The organism is Candidatus Paracaedibacter symbiosus (genome assembly GCF_000757605.1).
GTDB lineage: Bacteria > Pseudomonadota > Alphaproteobacteria > Paracaedibacterales > Paracaedibacteraceae > Paracaedibacter_A > Paracaedibacter_A symbiosus.
This window is the reverse complement of sequence record NZ_JQAK01000001.1, coordinates 514,683-529,996: the sequence shown is the minus strand read 5'-3', so window position 1 is coordinate 529,996 and position 15,314 is coordinate 514,683. Positions and strand designations below refer to the sequence as shown.

Annotated in this window: 12 protein-coding genes and 3 tRNA genes; 14 read left to right on the top strand and 1 reads right to left on the bottom strand. The window is 43.0% G+C overall.

Annotated elements, in window-relative coordinates; genetic code table 11:
• Positions 1-177: 177 nt before the first annotated feature.
• Entirely contained in the window at positions 178-915 is a 738-nt protein-coding gene (gene rlmB / locus IG80_RS0102510; protein WP_052045897.1) for a 23S rRNA (guanosine(2251)-2'-O)-methyltransferase RlmB, read from the bottom strand.
• 84 nt (positions 916-999) lie between these two features.
• Between rlmB and IG80_RS0102505 the strand changes: the two genes are divergently transcribed.
• The 14 genes from IG80_RS0102505 to rpsG all read left to right on the top strand — a co-directional run bounded on the left by IG80_RS0102505 (position 1,000) and on the right by rpsG (position 15,313).
• Positions 1,000-1,085 (top strand) — tRNA-Tyr (locus IG80_RS0102505).
• Between the two features lie 10 nt (positions 1,086-1,095).
• Positions 1,096-1,169, top strand: a tRNA-Gly gene (locus tag IG80_RS0102500).
• Positions 1,170-1,213: 44 nt separating this feature from the next.
• Complete coding sequence (gene tuf / locus IG80_RS0102495) at positions 1,214-2,404, top strand: elongation factor Tu (protein ID WP_032112439.1); 1,191 nt, start codon at positions 1,214-1,216, stop codon at positions 2,402-2,404.
• A gap of 67 nt (positions 2,405-2,471) precedes the next feature.
• A tRNA-Trp gene (locus IG80_RS0102490) sits at positions 2,472-2,548 on the top strand.
• 76 nt (positions 2,549-2,624) lie between these two features.
• A complete protein-coding gene (secE, locus tag IG80_RS0102485; RefSeq protein ID WP_032112450.1) occupies positions 2,625-2,804 on the top strand; it encodes a preprotein translocase subunit SecE in 180 nt (59 codons plus the stop codon).
• A 56-nt stretch (positions 2,805-2,860) separates the two neighbouring features.
• On the top strand, positions 2,861-3,394 hold the full coding sequence (gene nusG, locus IG80_RS0102480) for a transcription termination/antitermination protein NusG (RefSeq protein WP_032112449.1): 534 nt from the start codon (positions 2,861-2,863) through the stop codon (positions 3,392-3,394).
• Positions 3,395-3,483: 89 nt separating this feature from the next.
• The gene (gene rplK, locus IG80_RS0102475; protein ID WP_032112448.1) at positions 3,484-3,912 is read left to right on the top strand and encodes a 50S ribosomal protein L11; all 429 of its coding nucleotides are present in this window, start codon (positions 3,484-3,486) and stop codon (positions 3,910-3,912) included.
• Positions 3,913-3,916: 4 nt separating this feature from the next.
• Entirely contained in the window at positions 3,917-4,606 is a 690-nt protein-coding gene (gene rplA, locus IG80_RS0102470; protein ID WP_032112447.1) for a 50S ribosomal protein L1, read from the top strand.
• A gap of 213 nt (positions 4,607-4,819) precedes the next feature.
• Positions 4,820-5,332, top strand: coding sequence for a 50S ribosomal protein L10 (gene rplJ / locus IG80_RS0102465; RefSeq protein WP_032112446.1), 513 nt, complete (start codon positions 4,820-4,822; stop codon positions 5,330-5,332).
• A 35-nt stretch (positions 5,333-5,367) separates the two neighbouring features.
• Positions 5,368-5,742 (top strand): 50S ribosomal protein L7/L12, encoded by a 375-nt coding sequence (rplL, locus tag IG80_RS0102460; protein WP_032112445.1) that lies wholly within the window; start codon positions 5,368-5,370, stop codon positions 5,740-5,742.
• A gap of 194 nt (positions 5,743-5,936) precedes the next feature.
• Positions 5,937-10,109, top strand: a complete 4,173-nt coding sequence (gene rpoB / locus IG80_RS0102455; protein ID WP_032112444.1) for a DNA-directed RNA polymerase subunit beta — start codon at positions 5,937-5,939, stop codon at positions 10,107-10,109.
• Between the two features lie 29 nt (positions 10,110-10,138).
• A complete protein-coding gene (gene rpoC, locus IG80_RS0102450; protein WP_032112443.1) occupies positions 10,139-14,308 on the top strand; it encodes a DNA-directed RNA polymerase subunit beta' in 4,170 nt (1,389 codons plus the stop codon).
• A gap of 145 nt (positions 14,309-14,453) precedes the next feature.
• The gene (gene rpsL / locus IG80_RS0102445) at positions 14,454-14,825 is read left to right on the top strand and encodes a 30S ribosomal protein S12 (RefSeq protein ID WP_032112442.1); all 372 of its coding nucleotides are present in this window, start codon (positions 14,454-14,456) and stop codon (positions 14,823-14,825) included.
• 17 nt (positions 14,826-14,842) lie between these two features.
• The gene (rpsG, locus tag IG80_RS0102440) at positions 14,843-15,313 is read left to right on the top strand and encodes a 30S ribosomal protein S7 (RefSeq protein WP_032112441.1); all 471 of its coding nucleotides are present in this window, start codon (positions 14,843-14,845) and stop codon (positions 15,311-15,313) included.
• The last annotated feature ends 1 nt before the right edge of the window (position 15,314 follow it).

The window sequence follows — 15,314 nt, the reverse complement described above, 5'->3', positions numbered from 1 at the left end:
TCAATAACTTTATTGGTTGCCGTTAAAGAGACAATCTCAATTAGATGGTGGAGAACCTTTTAAAAACGGATTTATTTACCTATCAGATTGAATTTGTAAAGTTTTCTCTGCCAATTGAGAAGTAAAGGGACCCTAAATAGGTAGGGGTTAGGGTCTCTCCAAAATAGAGTTCTGAAATTAGCCTTGCTGCTGACAATAAACGGAATACAATGCAATTGCGGCTGCATTTGAAACATTCAAGGTGGAAAAGGCTTCTGCCGTTTCCAGACGAATCAGGAAATCGCAGTTTTCAAAGGTCAGACGTCGCATTCCTTTTCCTTCAGCTCCTAAAATCAACGCAACTTTACCCGTAAAATCGGCTTTTTGAAGCGTTGTTGTCCCATTTTCAGCAAAACCATAAGTCCAAAAACCAATTTTTTTCAATTTATCAATGGTTTGCATTAAATTTGTGCAGCGAATAATGGGCACTAGTTCTAAGGCGCCACTTGCGCTTTTGGCTAAAACACCCGATTCTTCAGGCGCATTCCGGTCAGTCATAATCAAGGCTTTCGCACCAAAAGCGGCGGCTGAACGAATGATAGCACCCACGTTATGAGGATCACTTACTTGATCTAAAATAATGATAAGTTGATTGGGAGTATTCACTTCCTCCAACTCTTCAAAAGAATAGCGCGGCAAAGCGGAGACTTGAACGGCAATTCCTTGATGGACAGCCCCGACATTAAATTTATTTTCAAACCAAAGTTTATCAACGGTTTTGATTTTGCTGGCAGGAACGTCCACTCCTGAAATCACAGTTTCAAGAGACTTTTCTCCAAGTAAAGCAACCTCATAGAGTATACGTTCTTCATTTTTTAAAGCGGCTGTGCAAGCATGAATCCCATAAAGCCAAATGCGTCCATTTTTATTTTTCATTGAAAATTCCTAAAAAAATTACCTTTTCTTAAAATAGACCATTGACAGACGATACGCAAATCTTCTAATAAATCAGTATGTGCTGGAGGGATGGCCGAGCGGTCAAAGGCAGCAGACTGTAAATCTGCCGACGTATGTCTACGTAGGTTCGAATCCTTCTCCCTCCACCATAAAGTTTATGCGGGTGTAGCTTAGTGGTAAAGCCCCAGCCTTCCAAGCTGGTCATGAGGGTTCGATTCCCTTCACCCGCTCCATTTTATTTTTGAGTTTATGAATTCATCAGCAAGGTGTTTTAGGTATGTCCAAGTCAAAGTTTGAGCGCAATAAGCCGCATTGTAACATCGGAACGATTGGTCACGTTGACCATGGTAAGACATCACTCACAGCAGCGATTACAAAAGTACTGGCTGAAACCGGTGGTGCACAATTCACAGCTTACGATCAAATCGACAAAGCTCCTGAAGAAAGAGCCCGTGGTATTACGATTTCAACAGCCCACGTTGAATACGAAACTGCTAATCGACACTATGCACACGTTGACTGTCCAGGACACGCTGACTATGTTAAGAACATGATCACAGGTGCGGCGCAGATGGACGGCGGTATTCTTGTTGTTTCAGCAGCTGACGGCCCAATGCCACAAACTCGTGAACACATCTTGCTTGCCCGTCAGGTTGGTGTTCCAGCGCTTGTTGTTTTCATGAATAAAGTTGACATGGTTGATGACCCAGAATTGTTGGATTTGGTTGAGCTTGAGGTTCGTGAACTTCTTTCCTCCTATGACTTTCCAGGTGATGACATCCCTGTTGTTCGTGGTTCTGCATTATGTGCTCTTGAAGGTCGTGACGAGGCAATTGGTCGCGAAGCGATTTTGAAATTGATGGAAGCTGTCGACACTTACATTCCACAACCAGAACGCGCAATAGATCGTCCATTCTTGTTGCCAATTGAAGACGTATTCTCCATATCAGGTCGCGGGACTGTGGTGACAGGTCGTGTTGAACGGGGTGTTATTAAAGTTGGTGAAGAAGTGGAAATTGTTGGTATTCGCGACACTCAAAAGACAGTGTGTACTGGTGTTGAAATGTTCCGCAAACTGCTTGATCAAGGTCAAGCAGGGGATAACATTGGTGCGTTGCTTCGCGGAACAAAACGTGAAGATGTTGAACGTGGTCAAGTTTTGGCAGCGCCTGGGTCGATTACACCGCATACAGTGTTCGAAGGTGAATGCTATATCTTGACAAAAGAAGAAGGCGGTCGTCACACAGCGTTCTTTGGTAACTATCGTCCACAGTTCTACTTCCGTACAACAGACGTTACAGGTACTGTAAAACTTCCTGAAGGAGTTGAAATGGTAATGCCAGGTGACAATGTCAATATGATTGTTGAGTTGATTTCACCGATTGCGATGGACGAAGGTCTACGGTTTGCGATTCGTGAAGGAAACCGTACTGTTGGTGCTGGTGTCGTCGCTAAGATCGTTAAATAATAAAGTTGTAGACTTTATAGGGTTTCTGCGATATAAAAGCAAAAGATCTATAAAGTCTTAACGTTGCAGGAGTGTAGCTCAATTGGCTAGAGCGTCGGTCTCCAAAACCGAAGGTTGCGGGTTCGAGACCCACCACTCCTGCCATTTTGCGTTTGGGGCTTTCTAGTGAAGAAAGTAAGGACAAAATGACCACTGAAAAAAAAGTATTGTCACGCAAGTGATGGAATTTATTCCTCAAGTTCGTCAAGAAGTCAAAAAAGTAACTTGGCCGTCTCGTCGTGAAACCACCCTAACGACGTCATTTGTTTTTATTTTTGCAGTTATTGCGGCAATTTACTTCGCGCTTGTTGATCAAATTTCCTATAAAATTATTGAATTTATTTTGGGGTTTGGCCGATAAATTCGTGGTGTAATTGTTGTATAGATAAGTCTTTAAATTCAGGGGTGTGATTAGTAATGGCTCTTCGTTGGTATGTAGTAAATGTTTATTCCGGTTTTGAAAAGAAAGTGGCCCAAGCACTGAATGAACAAGCTGTAAAAAAAGGTTTGCAAGAGTTCTTTGGCGACATTCTTGTCCCTTCAGAAGAAGTTATTGAAATTCGACGTGGTAATAAAGTTAATGTCGAAAAAAATTATTTTCCTGGTTATGTCATTGTAAAGATGGATCTCAATGACGAAACATGGCACCTTGTACGTAATACCCCGAAGGTATCTGGCTTTCTCGGTAGCCGTGGTAAGCCTAGCCCAATTTCAGAAGCTGAAGTTTCCCGTATTATGCAGCAGGTTCAAGAATCCATTGAGCGCCCACGCCACATGGTTGAATTTGAAGTGGGTGAGCAGGTTCGCGTTTCTGATGGTCCGTTTGCTTCCTTTAATGGGATCGTTGAAGAAGTGGATAGTGAAAAATCACGACTCAAAGTTTCTGTAATGATCTTCGGCCGTCCTACACCCGTTGAACTTGAGTTTAATCAAGTAGAAAAAATCGCGTAGGTCCTGATTTGTTCAGGGTAGTCGGTGGGAGAGATAGCCATATCTCAAACCGCCACTCAGATAGAAAAAACAATTAACTGAGGTTAGTTATGGCAAAAAAAATTACAGGTTATGTAAAGTTGCAAGTACCTGCGGGGAAAGCAAATCCATCACCACCTATTGGTCCAGCTTTGGGACAACGTGGTTTGAACATTATGGAATTTTGTAAAGCGTTCAACGCGCAAACACAAGGCATGGAGCCTGGTATGCCGATTCCAGTTGTTATCACTGCTTACGCAGATCGTACATTTTCATTTGTGATGAAAACCCCACCTGCGAGCTATTTTTTGAAGAAAGCTGCAGAGTTGAAAAAGGGGTCTCAAGCACCCGGTCGTGATGTAGCTGGTCAGGTAACGTGGGCACAAGTCCGTGAAATTGCTGAAAAGAAAAAGGCAGATCTTAATGCGCACGATCTAGATGCTGCAAGCCAGATGATTGCTGGTTCCGCTCGTTCAATGGGCTTGGAAGTGGTGGAGTAAGATAATGGCACATGTTGGAAAAAGATTGAAAAAAGTATATGAAGGTCTAGATACCGAAAAAGCATATACTATTGAAGAAGCTGTTAAGCTCATTAAATCACATGCGACAGCCAAGTTCGATGAAACAATTGAAATTGCTGTTAACTTAAATATCGATCCGCGAAAAGCTGACCAGAATCTTCGGGGTGTAGTTCAGTTGCCCCATGGAACTGGTAAAACCTACCGCGTTGCCGTATTTGCTAAAGGACCAAAAGCTCAAGAAGCGTTAGAGGCTGGTGCAGATATTGTTGGGGCGGAAGATTTGGCGGAAAAGATCCAGGCAGGCGACATTCAGTTCGACCGTTGTATTGCAACTCCAGATATGATGGGTGTTGTAGGTCGCGTAGGTCGTATATTAGGGCCACGTGGGTTGATGCCAAACCCAAAACTTAACACAGTGACAATGGATATTGCTAACGTCGTTAAAGCTGTTAAGGGAGGCCAAGTCGAATACCGAGCTGAAAAAGCAGGTATTGTCCATTCTGGCGTTGGGAAAGCAAGTTTTTCGGAGCAAGCTTTGGTTGAAAATATTGCTGCTTACATGGATGCAATCCAAAAAGCAAAACCAACTGGTGTTAAAGGTACATATGTTAAATCCCTTTCTCTTGGTTCCACAATGGGGCCATCAGTCAAATTTAACATCGAATCAAAGTAATTTAAACGGTGTTAACCGTTTAAACGGTGGGGGGTTCTCCCATCGCTGTCCAAGACTGTAGGTTCCATGAAGATGGTTTAATAGGGAACTGCCTGCAAGAGACGGAAGGAAGAAGTTTTTAAAGATAACTCCTTCTGGGACAGAAAATAACTGATGCTTCGGCGTCAGATTTTAAGTCCTCGGTTACGAGGAAAACTGTTAAGGAGTGTTAAGATGAACCGTTCAGAAAAAGAAGAACTGGTTTCACAAGTACGCGAAAAGTTAGCGAATGCTGTAAGTGTTGTCGTGACCCGTCAATCTGGTCTCACAGTGTCTGAAGTTTCCGAACTTCGTCGCCAAATGCGTGAAGCTGGTGTAGAGTTCAAGGTTTTGAAAAACACTCTCGCCCGCATTGCTGTACAGGGAACAAGCTTGGAAGGTTTGAGCGATATGCTCGAAGGTCCAACAGCGTTGGCAATTTCTCAAAATGACCCTGTCAGTGCAGCGAAAGTTGCTGCTAAGTTTGCAAACAGTAACAACAAGCTACAACTCGTTGGTGGGTACCTAGATGGTCAAATCCTCAATGAACAAGCTGTTGATGCGCTTGCTAAGTTGCCATCACTTGATGAACTACGTAGTAAGATTATTGCAATTATCAACACACCAGCAACAAGACTTGCCGTTTTGGCAAAAGAGCCTGCCTCATTGGTGGCACGCGTTATCGCTGCTCGTGGTCGTGGTGAATAAACCTTGAATTAAAAAAAGTTAGAAGGAGTTATAATATGTCTGCAAATCTCGATAAAATCGTCGAAGAATTATCAAAGCTCTCAGTTCTTGAAGCTGCTGAACTTTCTAAAAAGCTTGAAGAACACTGGGGTGTTTCTGCTGCTGCTCCTGTAGCTGTTGCTGCAGTTGCAGGTATGGCTGCTGAAGCCGCTGAAGTAAAGTCTGAATTCGATGTTGTTTTGACTGATGCTGGTGCAAACAAGATCAACGCGATTAAAGTTGTTCGTGAAATTACCGGTCTTGGCTTGAAAGAAGCAAAAGACTTAGTTGAAGCTGCTCCAAAGGCAGTTAAGCAAGGTGTTTCTAAAGATGAAGCTGAAAAACTCAAAAAGCAAATCGAAGACGCTGGTGCAAAAGTCGAACTTAAATAAGTTTAGCTTTCAATTACGGAGAGCGGAAGCTCTCTGTAATATTCTGAACAATTCATCAATAACGGTAAAAGGCCGTTATCGATGAGTTGTTTTTTGGCATGTGTATACTCAGCTTTGGTATAAAACACCATTTTGTTGACTATAGGTGTTGAGGCAATTTTTGTTTACTAAGTAGTCTTGAAGAGAGGGAATCAATGGTAAAATCATTTACCGGTCGGAAAAGGTTTCGTAAAGGGTTTGGGCGTATTAAAGAAGTAGCGCCTATGCCAAATCTCATCGAGTTGCAGAAATCTTCCTATGATAAATTTTTGCAAATCAGTGTCCCCCACCACCAACGTGAAGAAATTGGTTTACATGAAGTATTAAAATCTACATTTCCTATAAAGGATTTTTCGGGGAAGTCGCAGCTCGAGTATTATAAATACGAACTTGAAAAACCAAAGTACGATGTAGATGAATGCCGTCAGCGAGGGCTTACTTTCGCTGCACCACTGAAAGTAACATTACGTCTCGTTGTTTGGGATATTGATGAAGATACTGGCTCACGCTCCATTCGTGATATCAAAGAACAAGATGTCTATATGGGTGATATGCCCTTGATGACTGATAACGGAACCTTCATTGTTAACGGTATTGAGCGTGTAATTGTCTCGCAAATGCATCGCAGTCCAGGCGTATTTTTTGACCATGATAAAGGGAAAAGCCACTCATCAGGTAAATATCTTTTTGCTGCCCGTGTTGTTCCTTATCGTGGTTCCTGGCTTGACTTTGAATTCGATCCCAAAGATTTAATCCATGTGCGTATTGACCGTCGCCGTAAGCTTCCTGTCACAGCGTTTTTGATGGCTATCGATGGACAAGAGACGGCTGAATTACGCAAGGAGTATGCAGCGAAGGGGGAAACACTCCCAGCTAATTTAATTGCGGGAATGTCTCGTGAAGAAATTTTAAATTATTTCTATAGCACAGTAACTTATACAAAACACAAGAGTGGCTGGAAAACAGCTTTTGATGCTATGAAATGGCGTGGTGTAAAGTTATCTCGCGATTTGATCGATGCTGAAACAGGTCAAGTTGTTGCTGAAGCAAGTACTAAAATTACACCACGTCTTGCGCGCAAGCTTGCAACGGATGGTCTCAAAGAAGTTCTTTTGACAACAGATGATCTTGCAGGCCTTTACATTGCACGTGAATACATCAATGAACAAACTGGGGAAATTTACATCGAAGCCGGTGAAGAGATTACCGAAAAAACATTGGAAGCTTTAGCTGAACTTAATGTTAAAGAAATTCCAACGCTTTACATTGATCACGTTAACGTTGGGCCATATTTACTGAATACATTGATGGCTGATAAAACGCAAAATCGTGAAGAAGCATTGTTTGAAATTTATCGCATCATGCGCCCGGGAGAACCACCAACCTTAGAAGGCGCAGAACTTCTCTTTAAGGGGCTATTTTTTGATGCTGAGCGTTATGATTTGTCATCTGTTGGGCGGGTAAAGATGAATGCGCGCCTTGCACTTGAGACAAGTGATAACATTCGAATTTTGCGCAAAGAAGATGTGCTTTGCATTTTGAAGGTTCTCTTGGATCTAAAAGATGGTCGTGGTGAAATCGATGATATTGATAATCTTGGTAACCGTCGTGTAAGGGCAGTTGGTGAATTGCTAGAAAACCAATATCGTGTTGGGTTGACCCGTATGGAAAGAGCAATTCGTGAGCGGATGAGCTCTGTTGATATTGATTCTGTTATGCCGCATGATTTAATTAACGCAAAACCTGCAGCTGCTGTAGTGCGTGAATTTTTTGGTTCCTCACAATTGTCACAATTTATGGATCAAACAAACCCGCTTTCAGAAATTACTCATAAGCGCCGTTTGTCTGCCCTTGGACCTGGAGGTTTATCAAGAGAGCGTGCTGGCTTTGAAGTTCGTGACGTGCATCCAACTCACTATGGTCGTATCTGTCCGATTGAAACTCCAGAAGGTCCAAATATTGGGTTGATTAACTCACTCGCAACCTTTGCTAGAGTCAATCAATATGGGTTTATCGAAAGTCCTTATCGCCGTGTCATCGATGGTGTGGTCACGAATGATGTGATTTATTTGACGGCCATGGAAGAAGGGCGCCATACTATTGCTCAGGCAAGTAGTACATTGGGAGAAAGTAACGAGATTTTAGATGAAAATGTTACTTGCCGTCAATCTGGAGAATACATTATTGCTCCTCGTGAGGAAGTAACGCTTATCGACGTTTCCCCAAAACAGTTGGTTTCTGTTGCAGCTTCTTTGATTCCGTTTTTGGAAAATGACGACGCGAATCGTGCGCTTATGGGGTCAAACATGCAGCGTCAAGCTGTGCCATTGCTTCGTTCAGAAGCCCCCCTTATTGGCACAGGAATGGAACATGTTGTTGCGCGGGACTCTGGTGCTTGTGTTGTTGCAAAGCGCGCCGGTGTTGTTGACATGGTTGACGGTCGTCGCATTGTTGTCCGCGTCACAGAACGCGCGGAAGGTGAATCCACACCTGGAGTTGATATTTATAATCTGTTAAAGTTCCAACGCTCCAATATGAGCACATGTATTAACCAAAAACCTCTGGTGAAAAAGGGTGACATTGTTGCTAAAGGTGACATCATTGCTGATGGTCCAGCAACAGAGCTTGGTGAATTGGCTCTTGGTCGCAATGTTCTTGTAGGTTTCTTGTCTTGGCAGGGTTATAACTTCGAAGACTCAATTATTCTATCTGAACGTATTGCACAAGATGATGTCTTTACTTCAGTTCACATCGAAGAATTTGAAGTTATGGGGCGAGACACAAAGCTTGGCAATGAAGAAATTACGCGTGATATTCCAAACGTTGGCGAAGAATCATTACGGAATCTTGACGAAGCAGGTATTGTCTATATCGGTGCTGAAGTCAAGGCTGGCGATATTCTTGTTGGTAAAGTGACACCGAAAGGTGAAGTGCCAATGACGCCTGAAGAAAAATTGCTTCGCGCCATTTTTGGTGAAAAGGCATCTGATGTTCGTGATACTTCTTTGCGTGTTCCGCCAGGAATTGCAGGAACTGTTGTTGAAGTTCGCGTCTTTTCCCGCCGTGGTGTTGATAAAGATGAACGTGCACTTACTATTGAACGCCAAGAGATTGATCGTTTGGCAAAGGACCGCGATGCAGAAAGAGCAATTTTAGAACGTAACTACTATAAAAACCTGGAAGAAGCATTGCTAGGCCATAAAGTTGTTGCAGGGCCAAAAGGAATTGAGATCGGTGCAAAAATTGATGCAGATCTTTTGTCAGAATTTACTAAAGGACAATGGCGTCAAATTTCCATCGATGATGATGCAGTGATGGCCGATCTTGAAGCAATGTCCCGTCGGATGGATGAAAGTGTTCAGCGTCTGCAAGACTGGTTTGAAGGCAAAGTTGAAAAACTCCGTGCTGGCGACGAGCTTCCTCCAGGCGTTTTGAAAATGGTGAAAGTCTTTATTGCTACAAAGCGTAAAGTTCAACCAGGAGATAAGATGGCGGGTCGTCATGGTAACAAGGGTGTTGTCTCCCGTATCGTGCCTTTAGAAGATATGCCACATTTAGAAGATGGGACAGTTTTAGATATCATTTTGAACCCTCTTGGGTTGCCATCTCGTATGAACGTTGGGCAAATTCTTGAAACTCACTTAGGAGCAGCTGCAGCAGGCCTTGGACGTCAAGTTAACCACATGTTGGAAGAATATCGTCATAACAATGCCTCTGTTGAGTCTGTGCGTAAAGGCCTTCAAGGCATTTATCAAAATGAGGATGACAAAGCTGAACTTCATAATTTGAATGATTTAGATCTGATAGAAATGGCATCTAACTTGCGTAAAGGCGTGCCCATGGCAACACCTGTATTTGATGGAGCAACATCCGACGATCTCGTAAATTCTTTGAATAAAGCAGGTATTGACAGCACCGGTCAGGTGGCATTGATCGATGGTCGTACGGGTGAGCCTTTTGATCGAAAAATTACAGTTGGCTACATTTATATGTTGAAGTTGCACCATTTGGTTGATGATAAGATTCACGCCCGCTCTATTGGACCTTATAGCTTGGTCACTCAGCAACCACTCGGCGGTAAAGCGCAATTTGGTGGTCAACGCTTTGGGGAAATGGAAGTTTGGGCCTTGGAAGCCTATGGTGCTGCTTATACTTTGCAAGAAATGTTAACAGTTAAGTCTGATGATGTTTCCGGTCGTACCAAAGTGTATGAAGCAATAGTCCGCGGTGATGACAATATGGAAGCAGGTGTTCCAGAATCATTTAACGTTTTGGTCAAAGAGTTACGTTCACTTGGGTTGAACGTTTCCTTCGAACAGCAATCTTAAGTGATCAAGAAACGGAGTAAAGAGTAGTTATGGCTAATGCACTACAAAAAGTTGTTGAAAACACAGAAATTATCCCCGGCTTTGACTCCATTCGTATCTCGATTGCGAGTCCTGATCGGATTCGTTCATGGTCATATGGTGAAGTAAAAAAACCTGAAACTATTAACTATAGAACTTTTAAACCGGAACGTGATGGCTTATTCTGTGCTCGTATTTTTGGTCCCATTAAGGATTATGAATGCTTGTGCGGTAAATATAAGCGGATGAAATATCGCGGTGTTGTTTGTGAAAAGTGTGGCGTAGAAGTTACCTTGAGCAAAGTTCGTCGCGACCGTATGGGGCATATCGAATTGGCCTCACCAGTTGCTCATATTTGGTTTACCAAGTCTTTGCCAAGTCGCGTGGGTTTGCTGCTTGATATACCTTTAAAAGATATCGATAAAGTTCTTTATTTTGAAAGCTACGTCGTTCTGGATCCAGGCATGACACCTTTTAGAACCAATCAGCTCATTACTGAAGACGAGTATATGCGTGCTCAAGATGAATATGGTGAAGATGCATTTGCTGCTGAAATTGGTGCAGAAGCTTTAAAGATTATGCTTTCCAAGTTGGATTTGATGAGCGAACAAAACAGTTTGCGTGATGAACTTTTGGAAACATCATCCGAAATGCGTCGCAAAAAGCTCGTCAAGCGCTTGAAGTTGATTGAAGCTTTTCTTGAATCAAACACTCAGCCTGAATGGGTTGTTTTAGATGTTGTGCCGGTTATCCCACCAGAGCTTCGTCCATTGGTCCCTCTTGATGGTGGTCGTTTTGCAACCAGTGACCTGAACGATTTGTATCGCCGCGTGATTAACCGTAATAACCGATTAAAGCGATTAATTGAGCTCAGAGCACCTGATATTATCGTACGTAACGAAAAACGGATGCTCCAAGAATCAGTTGACGCGTTGTTTGATAACGGACGGCGTGGCCGGGCGATTTCTGGCGCTAACAAACGTCCTTTGAAATCCTTGGCAGATATGCTGAAAGGGAAGCAAGGTCGTTTCCGTCAAAATTTATTAGGTAAGCGCGTTGATTATTCTGGTCGTTCAGTTATCGTTGTTGGTCCAGAATTAAAACTGCATCAATGTGGTTTGCCAAAAAAGATGGCTCTTGAATTGTTCAAACCATTTATTTATTCACGGTTGGAACGTTATGGTTTGGCGAGTACCTTAAAAGCAGCTAAGCGAATGGTGGAAAAAGAACGACCAGAAGTTTGGGACATTTTAGAAGAAGTGATTCGTGAGCATCCAGTGCTTTTGAACCGTGCTCCAACACTTCACAGACTCGGGATTCAGGCGTTTGAACCTATCTTGATCGAAGGTAAAGCAATTCAATTACATCCGCTTGTTTGTGCCGCCTTTAACGCCGACTTTGACGGTGACCAGATGGCTGTTCACATTCCGCTATCTATGGAAGCACAGCTTGAAGCGCGTGTCTTGATGATGTCAACAAACAACATCTTGAGCCCGGCTAACGGTCGCCCAATTATCGTTCCGTCAAAAGATATTGTTTTGGGTATTTATTATCTTACCCTGCAGCGTGAAAACATGCCGGGTGAGGGAATGATATTTTCTAATATTGCAGAAATTGAATTTGCCTTACAAGAAGGTGTTGTGCATTTGCATACGAAAGTTCAGGCTCGTGTTCCTTATTATCAAGAAGATGGTTCGGTTATATATAAGCGGGTAGAGACAACCCCAGGCCGTATGTTGCTTAGTCAGTTGATGCCAAAAACATCAAAGATTACATTTGATTTAATTAATCAATTGCTGACCTCAAAAGAGATAAGTAACTTGGTTGACGTTGTTTACCGTCACTGCGGACAAAAAGAAACGGTTATCTTTGTTGACCAAATCATGGGGCTTGGTTTTAGGCATTCAACGCGGGGTGGTATCTCATTTGGTAAAGATGATTTGATTATTCCTACCGAAAAACAAGAGTTAATTGATGCCACCAAAATCATGGTGAATGAATTTGAACAACAGTATGCCGATGGTTTGATTACCCAGGGTGAAAAATACAACAAAGTCGTTGACGCTTGGTCACAATGTACTGACAATGTTGCCGATGCAATGATGAAGGCAATGTCCAAAACGCAACCAGGTGAAGCTGTAAACTCTGTTTATATGATGGCCCATTCTGGTGCGCGTGGTTCTGTTGCACAGATGAAACAGCTTGCTGGTATGCGTGGATTGATGGCTAAACCATCAGGAGACATTATTGAAACACCAATCATTTCAAACTTTAAGGAAGGTTTGGATGTTCTTGAATACTTCACTTCCACCCACGGTGCACGTAAAGGGTTGGCTGACACTGCGCTGAAGACAGCAAACTCAGGTTACTTGACACGTCGTTTGGTTGATGTGGCGCAAGATTGTATTATTACTGAAAATGATTGTGGCTCGACAAGAGGAATTACTCTTTCTGCTGTCGTTGAAGGTGGTGATACCATTTCTTCAATTTCTGAGAGAATTTTGGGTCGTACAGCTGCTGCTGATGTTATAGACCCAGCAACTGGTGCAGTTATTGCAGTACCTGGCGATTTCTTTGACGAAAACTTGGTTGAGACCATTGAAACTGCCGGTATTGATACGGTGATGATCCGCTCAGTTTTGACGTGCGAGACAACCCCTGGCATTTGTGCAAAGTGTTATGGTCGTGACTTGGCTCGCGGAACTTTGGTGAATGCGGGTGAAGCAGTTGGTGTTATCGCAGCCCAGTCAATTGGTGAACCGGGAACTCAGTTAACCATGCGTACCTTCCACATTGGTGGGGCGGCGCAAAAAGGCGGTGAGCAGTCCAGTATCGAAGCATCCCATTCAGGTACAGTTGGTATCCGCAATAAGAGCGTGGTTCGTAACAGTAGTGGCAATGATATTGTCTTGGGACGTAACACTGAACTTGTTGTTGTGGACGATCAAGGGCGTGAACGTGGCCGACACCGGATTCCATATGGAGCACGTTTGGTCATTCGTGACGGTGATCGCGTAGTTCCGGGCCAAAAATTGGTTGAATGGGACCCTTATACCATTCCGGTTATTACTGAAGCTGCTGGGACAATTCATTACATTGATCTTGTTGATGGTGTTTCCTTGCGGGAAATCACTGATGAGGCAACTGGTATTTCTAATCGGGTTGTTGTTGACTGGAAACAACAAGCCAGAGGTTCTGACTTACGCCCAATGATTAGTATTCGTGACAAAAAAGGCAATCCTGTCATTCTTAGCAATGGCTTGGAAGCGCGTTACTTCTTGTCTGTTGATTCAATCTTGTCAGTTGAAAATGGTTCTGAAGTGCAAGCTGGCGATATCTTGGCGCGTATTCCACGCGAAACAACAAAAACTCGAGACATTACGGGTGGTCTGCCACGCGTTTCTGAGTTGTTTGAAGCTCGTCATCCAAAAGATGCAGCGATTATTGCTGAGTTTGATGGAAGAGTTGAATTTGGGAAAGATTACAAAGCAAAACGGCGTATTCTGGTCATTCCTACAGATGAAATGCAAGAGCCCGTGGAATATTTAATTCCAAAAGGTCGCCATATCACTGTTCATGAAGGTGACCATGTTAAAAAAGGTGACTTGATAGTTGATGGAAATCCAAACCCCCACGACATTTTGCGGGTATTGGGGATTGAAGCGCTTGCATCTTATTTGGTAAGTGAAATTCAACAAGTTTATCGCTTACAAGGTGTTCGCATCAATGATAAACATATCGAAGTTATCGTTCGTCAAATGTTACAAAAGTATGAAATCAATGATACAGGCGATACCATTATGATTCGCGGCGAACAAGTTGATCGTTCTGAATTTGAAACATTAAATAAAGAGGCTATTGATAATGGTCGCCGCCCTGCAACTGGCATTCCAGTCTTACAGGGGATTACCAAAGCCTCGCTACAGACAAAGTCGTTTATCTCGGCAGCGTCATTTCAAGAAACTACTCGCGTCCTTACAGAGGCCGCTGTCTCAGGAAAAGTAGATAGCCTGGTTGGATTAAAAGAAAACGTCATCGTTGGCCGTTTGGTCCCAGCAGGTACCGGAAGTGTTGTAAATCGTTTGCGAAAGGTTGCTCAGCAGCGCGATCGCGATCAAATTTCAACAAAAAATGATTCCGAAAGTGAAGAAGGACTTGAGTCTCGTCAAACATATGCATAATATGTAACGAAATCGTTGACTTAACTGAAAACGATAATTATGATGCAAGGTGCTGGTTTTAAATTTAACTCCGGCAACCTTGCATTTACGCAAGTCATTAAGGTGATAATTTAACAGTTAAAGTTAAAGAAAAGGGATTAGGCTAATGCCTACAATTAATCAGTTAATTCGTAAGCCACGTACACCAAAAGTAACACGAAACAAGGTTCCTGCGTTGCAAGGTTGTCCGCAAAAGCGTGGCGTTTGTACACGTGTATTTACCACGACACCAAAAAAGCCAAACTCAGCTTTACGTAAGGTTGCTCGTATTCGTCTAACCAATGGTTTTGAAGTTACCGGATACATTCCGGGTGAAGGCCATAACTTGCAAGAACACTCTGTCGTGTTGATTCGCGGCGGCCGTGTAAAAGACTTGCCTGGTGTGCGTTATCATATTATTCGTGGTGCCCTTGATACACAAGGTGTAAAAGACCGTCGTCAAGGTCGTTCCAAGTACGGCGCAAAGCGTCCAAAGTAAAAAAGTAAGAGGTAGTTATGTCACGTCGTCGCGCGGCCGAAAAGAGAGAAATCCATCCAGATGCAAAATTTGGTGAGATTGTTCTTACTAAATTTATTAATAACATTATGTATCAAGGTAAAAAATCTGTTGCTGAACAGATCGTTTATGGTGCTCTTGATAAAGTTCATGGAAAAAATGGCAAGAATGCTATTGATATTTTCCGTGAAGCACTTGATAACGTTAAACCTGCTATTGAGGTACGTTCCCGCCGTGTTGGTGGTGCAACTTACCAAGTTCCGACAGAAGTCCGTTCTGATCGTGCACAAGCCCTAGCTTTTCGTTGGTTGATTGGCAGTGCCCGTAAGCGCTCAGAAAAAACCATGGAAGATCGTTTGTCATCAGAAATTCTGGATGCTTCCAATAATCGTGGGGCAGCTGTAAAGAAGCGTGAAGATACCCATAAAATGGCTGAAGCAAACCGTGCTTTCGCACATTATCGCTGGTAAC

Excerpts from the sequence above, each read along its gene's own strand:
- rplL (WP_032112445.1), top strand. The coding sequence starts at position 5,368 with ATGTCTGCAAATCTCGATAAAATCGTCGAAGAATTATCAAAGCTCTCA.
- rlmB (WP_052045897.1), bottom strand. The coding sequence starts at position 915 with ATGAAAAATAAAAATGGACGCATTTGGCTTTATGGGATTCATGCTTGC.
- rpoB (WP_032112444.1), top strand. The coding sequence starts at position 5,937 with ATGGTAAAATCATTTACCGGTCGGAAAAGGTTTCGTAAAGGGTTTGGG.
- rpsG (WP_032112441.1), top strand. The coding sequence starts at position 14,843 with ATGTCACGTCGTCGCGCGGCCGAAAAGAGAGAAATCCATCCAGATGCA.
- rplA (WP_032112447.1), top strand. The coding sequence starts at position 3,917 with ATGGCACATGTTGGAAAAAGATTGAAAAAAGTATATGAAGGTCTAGAT.
- rpoC (WP_032112443.1), top strand. The coding sequence starts at position 10,139 with ATGGCTAATGCACTACAAAAAGTTGTTGAAAACACAGAAATTATCCCC.
- tuf (WP_032112439.1), top strand. The coding sequence starts at position 1,214 with ATGTCCAAGTCAAAGTTTGAGCGCAATAAGCCGCATTGTAACATCGGA.
- rplJ (WP_032112446.1), top strand. The coding sequence starts at position 4,820 with ATGAACCGTTCAGAAAAAGAAGAACTGGTTTCACAAGTACGCGAAAAG.
- nusG (WP_032112449.1), top strand. The coding sequence starts at position 2,861 with ATGGCTCTTCGTTGGTATGTAGTAAATGTTTATTCCGGTTTTGAAAAG.
- secE (WP_032112450.1), top strand. The coding sequence starts at position 2,625 with ATGGAATTTATTCCTCAAGTTCGTCAAGAAGTCAAAAAAGTAACTTGG.
- rpsL (WP_032112442.1), top strand. The coding sequence starts at position 14,454 with ATGCCTACAATTAATCAGTTAATTCGTAAGCCACGTACACCAAAAGTA.
- rplK (WP_032112448.1), top strand. The coding sequence starts at position 3,484 with ATGGCAAAAAAAATTACAGGTTATGTAAAGTTGCAAGTACCTGCGGGG.